16 protein-coding genes are annotated in these 17,521 nt (G+C 43.8%); 12 read left to right on the top strand and 4 right to left on the bottom strand.

Annotated elements, in window-relative coordinates:
- Positions 1 to 39 precede the first annotated feature (39 nt).
- The 3 genes from trpB (at position 40) to R8269_RS16445 (ending at position 2,928) form a co-directional block, all read left to right on the top strand.
- Entirely contained in the window at positions 40 to 1,230 is a 1,191-nt protein-coding gene (gene trpB, locus R8269_RS16455) for a tryptophan synthase subunit beta (protein ID WP_005376781.1), read from the top strand.
- On the top strand, positions 1,230 to 2,036 hold the full coding sequence (trpA, locus tag R8269_RS16450) for a tryptophan synthase subunit alpha (RefSeq protein WP_199454836.1): 807 nt from the start codon (positions 1,230 to 1,232) through the stop codon (positions 2,034 to 2,036). The genes trpB and trpA overlap by 1 nt, the downstream gene beginning before the upstream one ends.
- Positions 2,037 to 2,232: 196 nt before the next feature.
- Positions 2,233 to 2,928: a Crp/Fnr family transcriptional regulator gene (locus R8269_RS16445; protein WP_005376777.1), complete on the top strand. Its 696-nt coding sequence runs from the start codon at positions 2,233 to 2,235 to the stop codon at positions 2,926 to 2,928.
- A gap of 126 nt (positions 2,929 to 3,054) precedes the next feature.
- Here the strand turns inward: R8269_RS16445 and R8269_RS16440 are convergent, their stop codons facing one another.
- Positions 3,055 to 4,596 (bottom strand): long-chain-fatty-acid--CoA ligase, encoded by a 1,542-nt coding sequence (locus R8269_RS16440; protein ID WP_115386163.1) that lies wholly within the window; start codon positions 4,594 to 4,596, stop codon positions 3,055 to 3,057.
- 543 nt (positions 4,597 to 5,139) lie between these two features.
- Here R8269_RS16440 and R8269_RS16435 point away from each other — a divergent pair.
- From R8269_RS16435 to R8269_RS16400, 8 genes are all read left to right on the top strand, one after another.
- A complete protein-coding gene (locus R8269_RS16435; protein WP_318222596.1) occupies positions 5,140 to 6,399 on the top strand; it encodes a dicarboxylate/amino acid:cation symporter in 1,260 nt (419 codons plus the stop codon).
- Positions 6,400 to 6,555: 156 nt separating this feature from the next.
- Positions 6,556 to 7,740, top strand: coding sequence for an acyl-homoserine-lactone synthase (locus tag R8269_RS16430; RefSeq protein ID WP_054730548.1), 1,185 nt, complete (start codon positions 6,556 to 6,558; stop codon positions 7,738 to 7,740).
- Positions 7,733 to 10,273, top strand: coding sequence for a hybrid sensor histidine kinase/response regulator (locus tag R8269_RS16425; RefSeq protein ID WP_115386165.1), 2,541 nt, complete (start codon positions 7,733 to 7,735; stop codon positions 10,271 to 10,273). The genes R8269_RS16430 and R8269_RS16425 overlap by 8 nt, the downstream gene beginning before the upstream one ends.
- A gap of 111 nt (positions 10,274 to 10,384) precedes the next feature.
- Positions 10,385 to 10,627 carry a hypothetical protein gene (locus tag R8269_RS16420; RefSeq protein ID WP_017634694.1) on the top strand — a complete coding sequence of 81 codons (243 nt, stop codon included), beginning with the start codon at positions 10,385 to 10,387 and terminating at the stop codon, positions 10,625 to 10,627.
- A 198-nt stretch (positions 10,628 to 10,825) separates the two neighbouring features.
- Positions 10,826 to 11,389: a septation protein A gene (locus R8269_RS16415; RefSeq protein WP_005376769.1), complete on the top strand. Its 564-nt coding sequence runs from the start codon at positions 10,826 to 10,828 to the stop codon at positions 11,387 to 11,389.
- Between the two features lie 225 nt (positions 11,390 to 11,614).
- Positions 11,615 to 12,010: an acyl-CoA thioester hydrolase YciA gene (gene yciA, locus R8269_RS16410; protein ID WP_005376768.1), complete on the top strand. Its 396-nt coding sequence runs from the start codon at positions 11,615 to 11,617 to the stop codon at positions 12,008 to 12,010.
- 115 nt (positions 12,011 to 12,125) lie between these two features.
- Positions 12,126 to 12,422, top strand: a complete 297-nt coding sequence (locus R8269_RS16405; protein WP_017634695.1) for a YciI family protein — start codon at positions 12,126 to 12,128, stop codon at positions 12,420 to 12,422.
- Positions 12,423 to 12,425: 3 nt separating this feature from the next.
- Complete coding sequence (locus R8269_RS16400; protein ID WP_054574761.1) at positions 12,426 to 12,818, top strand: GspS/AspS pilotin family protein; 393 nt, start codon at positions 12,426 to 12,428, stop codon at positions 12,816 to 12,818.
- A 133-nt stretch (positions 12,819 to 12,951) separates the two neighbouring features.
- Here R8269_RS16400 and metE read toward each other — a convergent pair whose 3' ends face one another.
- Positions 12,952 to 15,234 carry a 5-methyltetrahydropteroyltriglutamate--homocysteine S-methyltransferase gene (gene metE, locus R8269_RS16395; RefSeq protein ID WP_213896695.1) on the bottom strand — a complete coding sequence of 761 codons (2,283 nt, stop codon included), beginning with the start codon at positions 15,232 to 15,234 and terminating at the stop codon, positions 12,952 to 12,954.
- A 281-nt stretch (positions 15,235 to 15,515) separates the two neighbouring features.
- On the opposite strand from metE, the gene metR reads away from it, so the two are divergent.
- A complete protein-coding gene (gene metR, locus R8269_RS16390) occupies positions 15,516 to 16,427 on the top strand; it encodes an HTH-type transcriptional regulator MetR (protein ID WP_065274681.1) in 912 nt (303 codons plus the stop codon).
- A gap of 21 nt (positions 16,428 to 16,448) precedes the next feature.
- On the opposite strand, the gene R8269_RS16385 is transcribed toward metR, so the two are convergent.
- Together R8269_RS16385 and R8269_RS16380 are read right to left on the bottom strand one after the other, a co-directional pair.
- Positions 16,449 to 16,649 (bottom strand): DUF4250 domain-containing protein, encoded by a 201-nt coding sequence (locus tag R8269_RS16385; RefSeq protein WP_005376762.1) that lies wholly within the window; start codon positions 16,647 to 16,649, stop codon positions 16,449 to 16,451.
- Between the two features lie 152 nt (positions 16,650 to 16,801).
- Complete coding sequence (locus R8269_RS16380; RefSeq protein WP_064354144.1) at positions 16,802 to 17,512, bottom strand: hypothetical protein; 711 nt, start codon at positions 17,510 to 17,512, stop codon at positions 16,802 to 16,804.
- Positions 17,513 to 17,521: the final 9 nt, after the last annotated feature.

Below are 17,521 nucleotides of genomic sequence, written 5' to 3'. Positions count from 1 at the left end.
AAGCTATTCGTAGCGAAAAATACGAGAAGGAATATAACGATGGCAAAACTGAATGCCTACTTTGGCGAATACGGCGGTCAGTACGTTCCGCAAATTCTAGTTCCAGCACTGGAGCAACTAGAGCAAGCGTTTATCGACGCGCAAGAAGATCCAGAATTCCGCAGCGAATTCATGACGCTTCTTCAAGAGTATGCGGGCCGTCCAACGGCTTTGACTCTAACTCGTAACCTAACCAAAGGTACGAAAACCAAACTGTACCTAAAACGTGAAGACCTACTTCACGGTGGCGCGCACAAGACCAACCAAGTGTTAGGTCAAGCTCTGCTTGCGAAACGCATGGGTAAAAACGAAATCATCGCAGAAACAGGCGCAGGCCAACACGGTGTTGCAACCGCACTAGCGTGTGCACTACTTGGCCTTAAGTGTCGCGTTTACATGGGTGCAAAAGACGTTGAGCGTCAAAGCCCGAACGTATTCCGTATGAAGCTAATGGGCGCAGAAGTTATTCCAGTCCACTCGGGTTCAGCGACACTTAAAGATGCATGTAACGAAGCGCTACGCGACTGGTCTGCAACTTATGAAGACGCGCACTACCTACTAGGTACAGCGGCAGGTCCTCACCCATTCCCAACCATCGTGCGTGACTTCCAACGCATGATTGGTGAAGAAACGAAGAATCAGATTTTGGCACGTGAAGGTCGTCTTCCTGATGCGGTTATCGCATGTGTGGGCGGTGGTTCAAACGCTATCGGCATGTTTGCTGACTTCATCGAAGAAGAAAGTGTTCGCCTAATTGGTGTTGAACCAGCAGGTAAAGGTATCGATACTGACCAGCACGGTGCACCACTTAAGCATGGTAAAACAGGCATCTTCTTCGGTATGAAAGCGCCATTGATGCAAGATCCAAACGGTCAAGTAGAAGAGTCTTACTCGGTATCTGCTGGCCTTGATTTCCCTTCAGTTGGCCCACAACACGCACACCTAAACGCAATTGGCCGTGCTGAATACGACAACGTGACAGACGATGAAGCGCTAGAAGCATTCCAAGAGATTGCACGCCATGAAGGCATCATCCCTGCTCTTGAATCTTCTCACGCCGTGGCACACGCACTACGTATGGCACGTGAGAATCCAGAAAAAGAGCAATTGTTGGTTGTTAACCTATCAGGTCGTGGTGATAAAGATATCTTCACTGTACATGCCATCCTAGAAGAAAAAGGAGCAATCTAATGAGCCGTTATGAGAAGATGTTTGCGCGCCTAAACGAAAAGAGCCAAGGCGCATTTGTACCGTTCGTAACGGTTTGCGATCCAAACGCAGAGCAATCTTACAAAATCATGGAAACACTGGTTGAGTCTGGCGCAGATGCCCTTGAACTTGGTATTCCATTCTCAGATCCACTAGCCGATGGCCCAACCATCCAAGGCGCTAACATTCGCGCGTTAGATTCAGGTGCAACACCAGATATCTGCTTCGAGCAAATCGGTAAGATCCGAGCTAAATACCCAGAGTTGCCTATTGGTCTTCTGATGTACGCGAACCTTGTTTACTCTCGTGGTATCGAGAACTTCTATGAGCGTTGTGCAAAAGCAGGCATCGATTCTGTTTTGATTGCAGATGTACCAACTAATGAAAGTGCCGAATTTGTTGCTGCTGCAGAAAAGTTTGGTATTCACCCAATCTTCATCGCACCACCAACGGCAAGTGATGAAACACTGAAGCAAGTATCAGAGCTAGGTGGCGGCTACACTTACCTGCTATCTCGTGCAGGTGTTACTGGCGCAGAAACCAAAGCAAACATGCCTGTAGGTCATATGCTCGATAGACTGAACCAATTTGATGCGCCACCAGCGCTACTTGGTTTTGGCATCTCTGAGCCTGCACAGGTGAAACAAGCACTAGAATCTGGTGCGGCGGGTGCTATCTCCGGTTCGGCTGTCGTGAAGATCATTGAAGCGAACGTTGAGCAGCCACAAATTATGCTCGACAAGCTAGGTGAATTCGTTTCTGCAATGAAAGCTGCCACTCAAAAATAATTTCAGTTTGATATGACACAACAACGCCCGCTTAACATTATGTTTAGTGGGCGTTTTCTTACTATAGCGTTTATACCACGTCATTTTTTGTTCAACGCCCGCACTTCCCAAATCTATCTCAAGCAGATCACTCAAAGAGTGTTAAGCTTGGGTAACTTAACTAACTCAATAAAGCAATGTGCAGTAAGGTTTCTACATGGAAGAAGTCAAAACACTGCTAGCCAAATGTCCTGTACTATCAGGGCTGCCAGATAAAGGGCTTAGTGAAGCAGCGCAAATGACTAAGGTTCGCTGCTTCGACGAAAAAGCACTGATTTGCAATAAAGGTGCGCTTCAATCTTCTCTTATGGTCATAGCTCAAGGAGCAGTGAGAGTGAACTCAATTAGTTCAAAAGGCAAAGAAGTCACATTGATGATTTTCGAAGCTGGTGGCTGGTTTGGAGACAATGTTTTTTCTCCCGGTATGCCTCGTATTTTTGGTGCGACCGCGCATTCTGACGTGACTGTAATGGAGCTTCCTGGAGATAAATTTCGCCAATTACTCGCCAAATACCCTCAAAGTTACCCCACTATACTCGACTTACTTAGCCGCCGCTTGTGGTCTGCTATTTCTGTTATCGAAGATGACGCGATTAGAGGAATTGAAGAACGAGTCGCCAAAAGGTTGCTGCTACTTGCTGAATACCAACTTAATCAAGCGATCGATACTCGACCATGCGTTGTCAGGGTAACAAGAGAACATATCGCTAACATGATGGGGCTAACTCGTCAGAGCGTACACAAGATACTAAAACGATTAGAAAGTATTGGGATGCTAGAGCTAAACTATGGCTCAGTAACCATTACCAATCCGAAACGCTTAGAAGAATACTTTAAAGAACTCGAGCAATAGATCCATTCAACAAACGGTAAGTATTGTCTAACGATAGCTAAAAACCTTATGCATCTAATTGGTCAAGAGCACAACACCATTTGCACTTAGGCAAGTGGCGCTGTGACACAAAAACCATTGAATTGACTAAGCTATATTCAATTCAGATTTCAACTCACGTTTCAAAATCTTTCCTGTCGCACTCATCGGGAGGTGTTCACGAATTTCGACATAACGAGGATATTTAAACGAGGCTAATTGCTCTTTACCCCACTTTTGTAATGAATCGGCGTCAATGTATTCTTTTGGTTTAAGTACAACGTAGGCTTTTATCTCTTCGCCATACTCTTCATTTGGAATCCCTATCACCGCTACCATTGAAACTGCAGGATGAGTCATGAAAACTTCTTCAATTTCTCTGGGATAAACATTAAATCCACCTCGAATGATCAGATCTTTCATTCTATCGACAATAAATAAATTACCTGAACTGTCAAAGCGGCCCACATCACCAGTATGGAACCAACCATTTTGTAGCGCAGATTCAGTAACTTCTGGGCGGTCAAGATATCCCTTCATAACATTATGACCACGCACAACAATCTCACCTTCTTCGCCTATCGGTAGTGCATTACCTTCAATATCGATAACTTTTACTTCGACACCTTGAACCGGTTGACCTACCGAGCCTGGTATGCGCTCCTGATCCAAATGATTAAAACATGCAATAGGACTTGTCTCCGACAACCCGTATCCTTCTAAGATCGGCACATTAAATGTTTCTTCAAAGGTTCGAAAGATTTCGGTTGGCAATGACGCACCACCGCTTACTGCAACACGCAATGACGAGGTATCAAATTGATGCTGCACATGAAGCAGACCGATGTACATCGTTGGCACACCAGCAAATATCGTCACCCTATGTTTTTCCACCAGCTCAAGAACATGTTTAGGCTCAAACCTAGGCACTAACACCAATGTTGCCCCGCCCAAAACACTAGCATTTAAGTGGACGGTTTGACCAAATGTATGAAATAAAGGCAAAGTTACTAAGTGAATATCATCGGCCTGGCTGCCCATAATGTTTTGTGCCACCAGAGCGTTCATTATGATGTTCTGCTGAGTCAGCTCAGCGCCTTTTGGTAAGCCTGTCGTCCCTGATGTATACAAAATCACACAAGTATCATCCGCATTACGCGGTATATAATCCGGCAACGGTTGGACATCGGCTATAAACGCATTGAGAGTTATTACACCATTCCAATAGCTTTCATCTTGAGATTGAGTCAGTACGACTATGCCTTCGCATGTATCGACTTGTTCAAAGGCTTTGACACCCTCTTTTGCCATTGGCAGTTCTTTCGTCCCTTCAAAGCAGAAATAAAACTTCGCTTTTGAATCTTCTAAGTGATACTTAATTTCTCGCGCTTTCAAAAGCACATTTAATGGGACTGCAACCGCGCCGGCTTTTTGTATTGCATAATAAACAAACGCGAAAAAAGGAATGTTTGGGCATGAAATCGCAACGCGGTCACCTGGCTTTACGCCTTTATTGATTAAAGACGCTGCGATCTTGCCAGCGATCGCATCAAATTGCGCATAATTTATCTTTTCAGCGCCACATATCAACGCCGTTTTATCTGGTTTACTCGCAGCATTTCTTTGTAACGCAGCAGCAAGATTCATCATAGTCTCTTCACCTCTTACTTGTCTTTCTCGTCTAATCAGCTCAGGAGCATTAACTAAGCAAGTTACCCCTAACACTGGATCGTCAGCATTTGAGTCTCACCAGTCATTATCATTTAACATTATGTTTACAACGCAATCAGGACTAAGAATGTAAAGCAATTAACATTTCAGAAGGTAAATTAATAAAAGTGTGAGCTTGAAAGAAATGAATTGTTATAAATATCAACCCAAGTCACTAAAAACTCTGACTGCAATATCAAATACAAAAGCGGTTAAAATTAACAAAAAGAAAACAAATAAAGAAAAATAAACTTGAACAATCCTAAGCGCGACCCTTATAAGAAAAATCAATAGCAAACGTTTGCTATTGAACAAAACTTTATCGTTCGTCAATAAAATATCGATTAATCCATCAATAATACCTTGCTGCATATTGCCAATTGTAAACGATAAGTGTAAAAAGCAAGGCGAGATAATTATCCGCAAATCCATTTATGGTTAGTGGGTAATTTTAGGATTTTACATTTTATTAGCACAGAGGTTATGGAAGTGTTAAAAGAAAAGAGTTTGCTAAACAACATTGGCGTACAAGTCGTAATCGCCATGATCGTGGGCACAGCCGTTGGTGCCATGATGGGTCATGATGCGACAGTGTTCGCTCCTTTAGGTGCTATCTTTATCAACTTAATCAAAATGTTGGTTATTCCTTTGGTCGCTGTAGCCTTGATTTCTGGCGCCGCTGGTCTTGGGAACAGCCAGTCAGCAGGTAAAGTTGGCATCGTCACTCTAGGTTATTTTGGTTTAACATCCGCCCTAGCCGTTGCGCTTGCACTATTTATGGGTGAAGTATTCCAACCAGGCATGGGTATCGACGTCTCTGGCGTTGAAGGCATGTTCTCAGCAGAATACGCTTCAAAAGGTGAACTACCTACTTTCTGGGCAACCATCACTGGTATGATCCCAACCAACGTTTTCCAATCACTAAATGAAGCAAACATCCTACAGATCCTCGTTTTCTGTATGTTCTTTGGTATTGCGATTTCTAAGCAAGCAAAAGAGCGTCGTGAACCAATCATCAATGGTGTTAACTGCATCGTTGACGCAATGGTTTGGATGATCAACAAAGTAATGATCATTGCACCTATCGGTGTATTTGGTCTGATGGCAGAAGCCGTCGGTACGTTTGGTTTTGGTGCGCTAATGGTGGTGTTTAAACTGTTCGTTGTTTACGTTGCCGCCATCCTAATCTTCGGTTTCGTTGTTTACCCAGCAATGGTGCATGTTTTCACGAAGACATCTGCGAAGAAATTCCTGTCTTCAATGAAGAAACCGCAAGCAGTTGCGCTTTCAACAGCGTCTTCTATGGCAACACTGCCTGTCACAATGGACACCTGTGAAAAAGAGATGGGCGTAAAAAATTCAACTGCATCATTTGTTCTGCCTCTAGGCGCAACGATCAACATGTCAGGTAATGCGATTTACTATGGCTTGGTTGCTATCTTCTTTGCTCAACTGTTCAATATCGATCTAGGCATGGGCGCTTACATTGCAATTATCGTAACGTCTACATTGGGTGCGGTTGGTCAAGCGGGTGTTCCTGGCCCTTCTTTCCTAGTGGTTGCCGTGCTTCTTGCCGCTGGCATTCCAATTGAAGGTCTACCGCTGCTATTCGCTCTTGACCGTATTTTCGATATGATTCGTACAGCACTGAACATCACAGGTGATGCTGCATGTGCAGTTATCGTTGATGCGCTAATTGAAGAAGAAACGGCAGAAGCTGAGCTAAAAAAGCAAGAAGCCTAACCCTTTCTTGAATAGACCAAAAACCGCTCATAATGAGCGGTTTTTTTGTCTTTTCTTGCATTACGTAACTATACAAATAGAAACCGATGGCATAAATTTTTCAAAATGATATAAACCATTACAAAATATAACAAAACGTTAGAGCTAGGTTATATCATGAGTCTTGAGCAATCTTTGGAATATCTCACCAAAATAAATTTGCCGATCGAATCAAAGCAGCAGGCCCTGGTTGACTCAGTTATTCTTACCCTAACGAAACAAAAACGAGATGCTCTTTTTCAACAGGTTGCTCTGTATCGAATAAAACTGCTTAAATCTCTCTTTCCTAAACACGCATCAAAAAGTCTTTCTGCACTATTTGAGTTAATGGATTATCGAGATTTAGTGCAACAGTATCCGACAGGTTTCTCCAAAGAGATTCGTTTACTTGAACAACTTGCCGCAGATTGTTACCCGCATTGGATGGTTTTCTGGTGTCAATGCGAGATCGAAGCAATCAAGCAAAAATATCCTTCAAACGAAGCTGCGATTCCTACTCCGCTTCCGTTTGACGACCACAGCTATACTAGCGTGTTAATTGAAGATATCGCAGATTGCGATCTTGAGGTAATGCTGCCAAATCATGCAGCGTTAATGCCGATTTCCGAAGCGATCACACTGAGTAATCTTGAGCTTTTCGTCCAAACTGAACAATGGTTTGAAATCTTGCCTCTTTTATCACTCTCGCAAAAAGGGCAGCACTTTGCCCTCTTGCTCAAATCGTCATCTTCACCAATCATGGTCTCCTCCGCTTTAGTGCAAAGCTGGCATCAACGAAATAACTGGCTCAGTTACTCACCACAGTTTAGTAACGAACAATGGCAGTTTTGCTTTCCTAATCATGGGTACAGTGTTCTCAATCAACTGGGTATTTTGGAGTGTCGTGCTCTAACTCATGAGCACACTCTTATTGAGTTTGATGCTCAGTTTCAATCTCGTGTAAAGAACAGTGAAGCGGTTTGCGAAGTACTGCGTCTTACGGTGGGAGGCAACATTCAACAAAAGCTGTATTTTTTGTATCTGGCGCAAAAAACTATGATGAGCGAGCTCTATAAAGCAGGCTATAAGCTCGGCTTTACCATTATTGAGCAAGTATTTATGTTAAATTTCTATCAATCTATTGATTTAAGTGCCTACTTTCACTCAGGATACCGCGACATTAACGGTGACGGTACCAAGACATACCGCGGTTTCTGGAATTTAGGTATGATGGTTGAAGCATTTCAAGACATACAATTTCGCGACTACAAACATTGCGTACGAACAAAAAGAATGGATAAAAAGGTGAATGAGCATGCTTGATGTTCATTTGCACGGTCTCTTTTACCCAAAAGCAATGGCATTGTACGCGACTGTACTAATAGTATTCGCTTGGCTACTGTATTACTGCTATCGCCTAAAACAGAAGAGTGAATCAATCTTAGGCTCGCATCACGCGCCTTACATCGCTTATTCCAGCTGTATCATTGTTTGGATAAGCAGCAACGCCTATTTCCATACCGATTTATTGCCAGAATTAGGCTCTGTTGGTGGCATTTTTATGGCTAAGTTAGCGAACTTAGCGTCTTTTTTCGCCTTTGCGTTTGCATTCTATTTTTCTTGCCAGTTAACCGCAGATGTTAAAAAAACAGCGGTCAAAGCCTGGCAAAAAGTCGTCTTTGTCGCACTAGCAACGTATTCACTGTACATCAACTTAGTACCGAATCTTACTGTCGAAAATGTCACCATTAGTGGTCCAAGCCAGTTCGTCATTAAATTTGGCCCACATACCTCATATTTTTTCATTAGTTTGCTAGCTTTCGTGGTACTAACGCTGCTTAACTTGATTGCCATGCGCGCTAACAGCAGCAAGCTCACGTTAGCAAAAAGCAACTATATGATCGCTGGCATTTTGGTATTCATGTTATCTACGGCAGTGATACACCTTGGAATGACGTATTTCCTTGGCGACTTCTCCCTAACTTGGTTACCACCAGCACTTTCAATCAGCGAAATGTTGTTTGTGGGCTATGCCCTACTTACCTCTCGCTTCTACAGCGCTAAATATCTCACGTACTTAACGGTAAGCGCGCTCTTAGTCTGCGCCATTTTTGTTCTGCCGCTAGGGGCGATATTTATTCCTATCTCTGAAGATAACCAATGGCTTGTTGCGGTACCTTTATGCGCGCTTATCGGTATCAGTTGGCACTTGCTTTTTAAGCGAGTCAGTCGTTTCGCTTCATATTTTATTTATGGGAAACGACACACTCCCGTTCAGCAAATCCTTGGGTTAGAGGAAGAGTTTAAACGCTCAATAGATGATGCTATGCGTCAGTTGGCATCCTTACTTAACATACCAAACAACAAGCTACAGCTAGTCACTAGCAATTACACAGAAACGTTTTACGAAGAGTACCTGCCGTCAAGCAAGTCAGTTCTCGTGCTTGATGAGTTGTCTGAAGAAATTGATTATGCCTCCTCTTCTAAAGGGTCGATGAGAAAGCTCTACGAGCGTATGCGCTCAAGCAATACTGCGCTCGTTATGCCTCTCTTCGGTCGTGGAAAATCTGTTACTCACTTGCTGATTTCTTCACATAAAATAGATAATAAGCTGTTTTCTAATGAAGAAATCTCAGCTCTGCAAACGTTATTAGTTCGCATCCAGAGCACCATTGAAGCCGATAGAAAGGTACGCCAAAGCCGTGCGCTGGCTAACTCCATTGCACATGAAATGCGTAACCCTCTCGCTCAAGTACAATTACAATTTGAAGCTTTAAAACAGCATATAGAGTCAAACGCCTCACTGGATATGCTAAAAAGAGAAATTGATAAAGGTGAAGCCGCTATACAACGCGGTCGACAACTTATCGATATTATTTTACGAGAAGTTAGCGACAGCTCACCAGAGCATGAGCCTTTAGCTCTCACTTCCATACATAAAGCCATCGACCAAGCAGTAAGCCGTTATGGTTTTGAAAACGATCAAATAATTGAGAGAATTAACCTGCCACAGGCACACGATTTTGTCGCGAAGTTAAATGAGACCCTGTTTAACTTTGTCATTTTCAATTTGATTCGTAACGCTATCTACTATTTTGATTCTTATCCCGACAGTCAAATTGAGATTCGTACCCAGGCGGGGGCTTACGAAAACATTCTGATCTTCCGAGATAGTGGGCCAGGTATAGATCGCAGTATCTTACACAAGATATTTGATGACTTTTTCTCGTATCAAAAAAGCGGAGGCAGTGGCTTAGGTTTGGGCTATTGCCAACGTGTTATGCGCTCCTTCGGAGGACGAATAGAGTGCCAGTCTGAATTGAGCGAGTTCACAGAATTCTACTTGTATTTCCCAGTCGTACCAAACGCACCAAAACCAGAGACATTGAGAGCACCGGACTTTGATAACTGGAAAGCAACTCCATCACATTCTGAAAATCATTCAGCTCAACACGTACAAGTATGTAAAGATGCACCAACAGTGCTCATTGTTGATGACAAAGAGGTGCAACGCACCTTGGTACAGATGTATTTAAAAAGATTGGGAGTCAACAGCTTACAAGCAAATAATGGAGCCTCTGCGGTAGAACTATTCCACTCTCACAAGATTGATCTCGTTCTTATGGATGTCCAAATGCCGGTAATGAATGGATTTGACGCCAGCCAACGGATTAAGCAAATCACATCCTCCGTTCCAATCATTGCCTTATCTGGTGAGTCTGGAGCTAGAGAGTTGGAGCTAATTTCGACACTCATGGATGACAGGCTCGAAAAGCCCACCACGTTAAATGCACTTCAAGTCGTCATCCAAAGATGGTTACAGAACGAGAATTTTGCACCTTCCAACACTTTTTAATTTGCAAATATAGAATTGGCACTAGATGTGCATTATTGGAGTAAATCGAATTATCCAGAAGGTCAAGCAGGCTGCAAATGAGTAGCGTATGAGCTTGATAAGGAGATCGCCATGTTACTTCATCGACATACATACTACGGCTTGATTCATCATGGAATCAAAACACTGTTACTTGATCGCTTAGGCCACTATACAGAAGAAGAGTATCATCAATATCTGACCCTGATGACTGGTAAATCCACTTGCTTCACGATGTCTCTCGAAGAGCTAGAAGCAACGGTCGATAACTTACTGCGGGAAGGCTATTTAGAAGATGTAAAAACGCTTATTTCCCAATATCAACGTGTGGCTTAAGGTTTAAAACTCTCAACTCTATTGCCGCTTCACGCGGCAATTTTTATTCCTTCCATTTGCTGTTTCGACGTGGAAGAAGCTTGCGGGCTGTACGATATACTAAGCGTTACTATTCTTACCTTAACTTCCTCAGTATTCACATCTTGTCAGATTCCGTTAGACTGTCTTCAATTCAACAATTAGGTAGATTTTGCCATCATGAAGCAGATCCTAGACTTTATACCACTCATCGTTTTCTTCGCTTTATACAAGCTGTACGACATCTACGTGGCGACAGGTGCACTGATCGTAGCAACAGCCATTCAGCTTGTCGTCACCTATGCGCTGTATAAGAAAGTCGAAAAGATGCAGCTAATAACATTTGTTATCGTCACTATCTTCGGCGGCATGACCCTTTTCTTCCACGACGACAATTTTATAAAGTGGAAAGTCACCATCATTTACGCGATTCTGGCGATTGGCTTAGCAGTGAGCCACGCATTGGGAAAATCAGCCATCAAAGGTATGCTAGGCAAGGAAATTACGTTACCTGACGCTGTTTGGGCAAAGATTAACTGGGCTTGGGTTGGCTTCTTCTCATTCTTCGCTGGCCTAAACATTTATATTGCTTACGAATTGCCGTTGGATGTTTGGGTTAACTTCAAAGTATTTGGAATGTTGATCGCGACATTTGCTTACATGATTGCGACTGGCTTTTACATTTATAAACACATGCCAAAAGAACAAAAAAATAACTCATCCGATGTGTCCACTGATGATTAAAAACTCAGTTTTGCTATAATCCGCGACTTCACAGCGACCTTAGGGTCGCTGTTTTGCTCCATGTATCAGTAAACCGCTCAAACAACGTACCGTTTTCAGACCATTCTTGCTGCTGTAAACCAACTTTCTCTGGTCCGGTATCTGCGGTTTTTTAAGGACCTTTGGTTCTAGGTATTTACTATGTTGGCGCTTAGTTTGAGCGCCTTTAAGATTTAGGATGTCACAATGAGTCAAGAAATTAGCTCTCCGAAAGGTCAAATGCTGCTTCGTACCCTTGCAATGCCTGCAGATACAAACGCCAATGGCGATATTTTTGGCGGTTGGATAATGTCTCAGCTCGACTTAGCAGGCGCGATTCTGGCAAAAGAGATCTCTTGTGGTCGCGTTGTCACCGTTTCGGTATCAAGCATTACGTTCAAAAAACCTGTTGGTGTGGGCGATGTCGTATGCTGCTACGGCGAATGCACTAAGATCGGCCGCACATCCATGAGTGTCGATTTGGAAGTATGGGTCAAACCCGTCAAAGCTCACGGTGTTGGCGAACGCTTCATGGTTTGTGATGCGACCTTCAACTACGTAGCCATTGACAGTGAAGGTAAACCACGTCCGGTTCAGAATTAGTCAACCTACAACGCTAACAGTTAGAAAGGACCTCACATTTTCTGTTGTTCACTTGTGAGAGACACAAAAAAGGCGTTAAATTAACACTTTACCCTACCAATTAAGGAACTATGCTATGTGGTATGTCATCTTTTCACAGGACGTTGAGAACTCGTTGGAAAAACGCATGAGCGTTCGCCCACAACACTTGGGTCGCTTACAAAAGCTACAAGACGAAGGTCGCCTTCTTACAGCTGGTCCGATGCCTGCGATAGATTCTGACAATCCTGGTGAAGCTGGATTTACGGGCTCAACTGTCATCGCTGAATTCGCCTCTCTAGAGGATGCTAAAGCGTGGGCAGAAGCCGATCCTTATGTAGCGGCTGGTGTTTACGATCATGTAATCGTGAAACCGTTCAAAAAAGTGTTTTAATTTATGAAAAAATTACTGTGTCTTTTCTTGGTATTTGGTGCTCTGGCTGGCTGTTCATCAACCGATGATAATCAGCGCCAACTTGAGCTTATGGCATCAAACCGAGCAGGAGTCTTGTCTGCGGGCCTCCCTTTAGAGTACGGTCCACTGCAAATAATGCGTGTCTCATCCAACAAAAATGTTGTAGAGATGATGATGATTTATAACGATAGCGCACTCGGTGCAAAGCCGTTAAATCAAGTACTGAATACCAGTATCTATACCTACTGCAGCAACCCAGAAGTTCGCAAGCAAATTGATATGGGCTTGATGTATCGTATTAAGGTACGTAATTCTCGCGGTCAGTTGATGGCAGATGAGTTGGTTTCCGCACAGACTTGTACTCAGGTGAAGTAGCTACAGTAATTTTTGTTGCTTTCGGCATGAGACGATGATTCGCTATTATTGGATAATCTGAAAACGAAAGTTAACAATTAAGAATAGAAAAACGGAGACCACAGTCTCCGTTTTTATTTGCTGTAACGATGTGTTACGCCAGCTCAGCACGGAGCTTCTTCGCCGCTGAAACCAGATTTGCCAATGCGGCTTCTGTCTCCTTCCAGTTTCGTGTTTTCAGACCACAATCTGGGTTTACCCACAAACGTTGAGCCGGAATTTTTTCTGCCGCTTTCTTGATTAAACCTTCAATCCATTCTTCCGTAGGAATGTTTGGTGAGTGAATGTCATAAACACCAGGGCCAATTTCGTTCGGGTAATTGAACTCTTCAAATGCTTTCAGCAGCTCCATATTTGAGCGAGATGTTTCAATGGTAATGACGTCCGCATCGAGTGCCGCAACCGAATCAATGATTTCATTGAACTCGCTGTAACACATATGAGTGTGAATCTGAGTTTCTGGTTTTGCACTTGCCGCAGAGACCTTAAAGGCATTTACGGCCCATTCTAAGTACGCTTTGTGATCGCGTTTTTTGAGTGGTAAACCTTCTCGAATGGCTGGCTCATCAATTTGAATGATATTGATGCCTGCATCTTGCAGGTCAGACACCTCATCACGCAGTGCCAAAGCAAGTTGCTGCGCAATTTCTTGACGTGTGATGTCTTCACGTGGGAACGTCCAACACAAAATCGTAACTGGTCCAGTCAACATGCCTTTCATCTGTTTGCTGGTTAGCGACTGGGCGTACGTCGACCATTCAACCGTGATCGGTTTTTCACGTTCAATGTCAGCAACTACAATGGCAGGTTTCACACAGCGAGAGCCATAACTCTGTACCCAACCAAATTTGGTCGTTTGAAAACCCGCCAAGTTCTCAGCGAAGTATTCCACCATGTCGTTACGCTCTGCTTCACCATGAACAAGCACATCTAGGTCGAGCGCCTCTTGACGTTTTACTGCGTCAGCAATATGTCCTTTAAGTGCTTGGATATATTCAGACTCAGATAATTGACCTGTACGATAAGCACTGCGCTGAACACGAATTTCACCCGTTTGAGGGAAAGAACCGATTGTCGTGGTTGGCAACAGAGGCAAGCCCAATACTTCAGCTTGATGCGCAGCACGCTCCGCGTAAGGTGCGCTGCGCTCGGCAAGTGACGCAGTAATACTGTTTAAACGTGCTTGAACTTGTGGCTTATTCACATGCGTTGCCGTTTTACGTGCTTTGATTGGCTGGCTGTAGGTATCACAAGCGAGAATCGCATCTTGATCACCATCGAGTGCGCGGCCAAGCAAGGCGACTTCTGTTACTTTTTGTTTTGCGAACGCAAACCAGCTTTTCACTTCCTCACTGAGTTCTGTTTCCTGTTCCAGATCAACCGGGCTATGTAGCAAAGAGCATGAGCTCGCAACCCAAAGGTTGTCGCCCAGTTTTTCTTTTACTGGCTGTAGACGTTCAAGTTGGGCACTTAAATCCGAACGCCACACGTTACGACCGTTGACCACGCCAGCAGACAGCACCCACCCCTCCGGTAGTTTGGCAACCACGTCGTCAAGCTGCTGAGGCGCGGCAGATAAATCGATATGTAAACCATCCACTGGTAGCTTTACAATTTTGTCTAGCGTATCGCTTATAGAGTCAAAGTACGTCGTTAGCAGCACTTTTACATCGCTTCGAATCACTTGGTACGCTAGCTTGAACGCATCAGCCCATTTGCTTTCTAGCTCCAGAGACAAAATTGGCTCATCAATCTGAACCCACTCAACACCTTGACTTGCTAGCTTTGCCAAAATAGCTTGGTAAGCAGTAAGTAAGCGTGGTAGCAGGGTTAAGCGGTCAAACCCTTCTTCGACCTCTTTGCCCAAGTAAAGGTAACTGACTGGACCAAGCAAAACAGGCTTCACTTGGTGGCCAGCTTGAAGCGCTTCGTTGACTTCTTCAAACAGTTGCGGCCAGCTCACTTCAAACGTATCGTCCTTGCTGAACTCAGGGACAATGTAATGGTAGTTTGTGTTGAACCATTTGGTCATATCCGATGCCGCATCGCCCGCACAGCTGCAACCCGCCTGAGATTGACCGCGACCCACTTTAAACAACGTATCCAGGTTAGGGAAACCATCAGCGTGACGCTTTGGCACATGACCTAATAGCAACGTGGTCGTCAGTACATGATCGTACCAAGCGAAGTCGCCAGCGGTGGCAAAACTCAGACCAGCATCCGTTTGTGTTTGCCAGTTTTTGGCGCGTAGATCTGCCCCAACCTTTTTAAGCTCAGCTTGATCAATTTCTCCTCGCCAGTATTTCTCCTGAGCGAATTTTAATTCTCTTTTTTCACCAATGCGTGGATAACCTAATATGTGAGTCGTTGTCGCCATGTCCCTATTCCTTTCTCAATTTTGTTCAATTTGTTTGGATCAGAGCATCTCTCGGTAAAGAATAAGATGTCTGGATGGCTAAACTATCGCTCTCATCTGATATTAGAACAACGTCCATTTATTCAACTTGTTTATTAAAAAAATTCATCATGAAGCGACATGATTCGCAAATAAAAACAACAAATAGACGTCTAGACGTTTACATATCCATTTTTTGTCGTTAAGTTATTTACACGATTGCTATTCTGTTCATAGCGAGCAACAAAGGATGAAAGGAATTCATGATAGAGCTAAAACATTTGCGGACACTCACTTCGCTTCGAGACACTGGCTCTCTAACGGCGACAGCGACCGCTTTGCATCTCACTCAGTCGGCACTGTCTCATCAGATCAAAGATTTGGAGGCGCGAATTGGAGGGCAACTGTTCCTGAGAAAGACTCGTCCGGTGAAGTTCACTTCAGAGGGAGAAATCCTATTGCGTCTTGCAGAAGATATCCTTCCGAAACTCGCAAGAGCAGAAAATGATTTAGCGAGCTTGAAAGAGGACGTCAATGGCCGATTACATATGGCCATTGAATGTCACTCTTGCTTCCAATGGCTAATGCCTGCACTTAGGGAGTACCAACTTGCTTGGCCTAGCGTAACATTGGACTTTTCCTCTGGTTTTGGCTTTGAACCACTCCCAGCTCTATTGGCAGGCGAACTCGATCTCGTTATTACTTCCGATATCCAACCTCGATCTGAAGTCCACTACGAGCCTCTATTCGACTTTGAAATGCGTTTAATTACCGCAACCAACCACCCATTGGCGGAAAAAGACATTATTGATCCGCAAGATCTCGCAGATCAAACCATGCTCTCTTATCCGGTTCAAAAACAAAGGCTAGACGTCGTAAAACACTTTCTTCAGCCAGCAGGAATAGAACCTGCGAAATGGAAGCAAGCCGACAACACTCTCATGTTAGTTCAGATGGTCTCTGCTGGATTAGGGGTGGCGGCACTACCCAATTGGGCGATTTCTGAATTTTCTCGCCAAGGTCTTATTACCAGTAAACCTTTCGGCCAAGGCTTATGGCGTCGCTTGTTTGCTGCAACGCGTCACTCAGAGAAAGAAAAGCGTTACTTACAAGCTTTTTTCGCAACCGCGAGGCTACAATGTAAAAGCCACCTTGACGGAATCAAGGTGGCTTAAAAGATTTGGGTTATGAAAGGCTTAGCGTTGATATGCTTTAAATTGGTTAGTCAATGGATCGTACTGATAACCGAGCATATCAAGCTTGCCGACTACAGACTCTACATCCATCTCATACACTGATACTAACTCGTCAAAACTGTCGCACTCTAAACGTAGCTTTTCGTTGACGATACCTAGCAAAATAGTGCTGTCCAGATTACCTACATTGCTTAAATCCATCGCGACTCTCCTCTTCGACAAGGTATATAAACAAGCGTAGTAGTAATCACGCGAATTTAAAGTGAGTGAGATCTAAAACGTGATCACCTTATACCCAAGCATCAAGAAAGCACTTGGATATAAGCCGTCTAACTTTGTCTTTAGAGTAGAGGTCAAGCCGCGAGAGAGAATAAACCTTGCAGGCTCGTCATCGACGCGAGTGCTAGCAACAAAGCTACGCTCAGTTGCACCTTTTCTGGTTTCTTATGCGTAAAAATATGCCAACACCACACGATAATTGAAGAAATTAGCATAGCTAAAGACAGCAAGATTGGCTGTGTTGCAGCGTTCAGTGCAGCTTCATTTAACTGGTAAGAAGCAAACAACGTTGCGATGACTAATAGCATTCCAGACACAATGCCAGTAACTGGTAAAATGCGGTGAAATGCCTGTAATCTGCTGCGAGCTATCGTAAGTAGCAATTGAGAAAATGACGCCCCAAGGAAAAATATCATTAGCGCCATCGCTATCGATGCTGGCCAGCTTGATTGCTCAAATACCTGAATACTTACATACGCAAAGGCCAAACCATTCGCTAAATGCATCGCCCATAGTGGCCCTTTTTCACGCGTTTTCTTGGTTTGAACCTGAGAATAGAAGTAGAAAATAGCAAACACGATCATAAATGCTTCAATGCGAAGTGACGCAACAGCGAGCCACAATACAGCTACTGCTGGCAACATTTTATGAAGACGTCCTCGCTGACCAGGACAAATATCGCCCTTGATTAGAAGCAAAGTCAGTAGCGCTTGTGCGCCAAATAGCATCGGAGGGAAAGTAACCAGCAATTGTTGAATCATGTTGAATGCACGCTCAAAAGTCATTTTGGGGGG

The sequence above is a fragment of the Vibrio sp. Vb0667 genome (assembly GCF_033391095.1).
This window is presented reverse-complemented; position numbering and strand designations above follow the sequence as displayed.

Coding starts and splice junctions, on each gene's coding strand:
- R8269_RS16445 (WP_005376777.1), top strand. CDS start 2,233: ATGGAAGAAGTCAAAACACTGCTAGCCAAATGTCCTGTACTATCAGGG.
- yciA (WP_005376768.1), top strand. CDS start 11,615: ATGAGTCAAGAAATTAGCTCTCCGAAAGGTCAAATGCTGCTTCGTACC.
- trpA (WP_199454836.1), top strand. CDS start 1,230: ATGAGCCGTTATGAGAAGATGTTTGCGCGCCTAAACGAAAAGAGCCAA.
- R8269_RS16440 (WP_115386163.1), bottom strand. CDS start 4,596: ATGATGAATCTTGCTGCTGCGTTACAAAGAAATGCTGCGAGTAAACCA.
- metR (WP_065274681.1), top strand. CDS start 15,516: ATGATAGAGCTAAAACATTTGCGGACACTCACTTCGCTTCGAGACACT.
- metE (WP_213896695.1), bottom strand. CDS start 15,234: ATGGCGACAACGACTCACATATTAGGTTATCCACGCATTGGTGAAAAA.
- R8269_RS16400 (WP_054574761.1), top strand. CDS start 12,426: ATGAAAAAATTACTGTGTCTTTTCTTGGTATTTGGTGCTCTGGCTGGC.
- R8269_RS16385 (WP_005376762.1), bottom strand. CDS start 16,649: ATGGATTTAAGCAATGTAGGTAATCTGGACAGCACTATTTTGCTAGGT.
- R8269_RS16420 (WP_017634694.1), top strand. CDS start 10,385: ATGTTACTTCATCGACATACATACTACGGCTTGATTCATCATGGAATC.
- R8269_RS16415 (WP_005376769.1), top strand. CDS start 10,826: ATGAAGCAGATCCTAGACTTTATACCACTCATCGTTTTCTTCGCTTTA.
- R8269_RS16405 (WP_017634695.1), top strand. CDS start 12,126: ATGTGGTATGTCATCTTTTCACAGGACGTTGAGAACTCGTTGGAAAAA.
- R8269_RS16430 (WP_054730548.1), top strand. CDS start 6,556: ATGAGTCTTGAGCAATCTTTGGAATATCTCACCAAAATAAATTTGCCG.
- R8269_RS16380 (WP_064354144.1), bottom strand. CDS start 17,512: ATGACTTTTGAGCGTGCATTCAACATGATTCAACAATTGCTGGTTACT.
- trpB (WP_005376781.1), top strand. CDS start 40: ATGGCAAAACTGAATGCCTACTTTGGCGAATACGGCGGTCAGTACGTT.
- R8269_RS16435 (WP_318222596.1), top strand. CDS start 5,140: ATGGAAGTGTTAAAAGAAAAGAGTTTGCTAAACAACATTGGCGTACAA.
- R8269_RS16425 (WP_115386165.1), top strand. CDS start 7,733: ATGCTTGATGTTCATTTGCACGGTCTCTTTTACCCAAAAGCAATGGCA.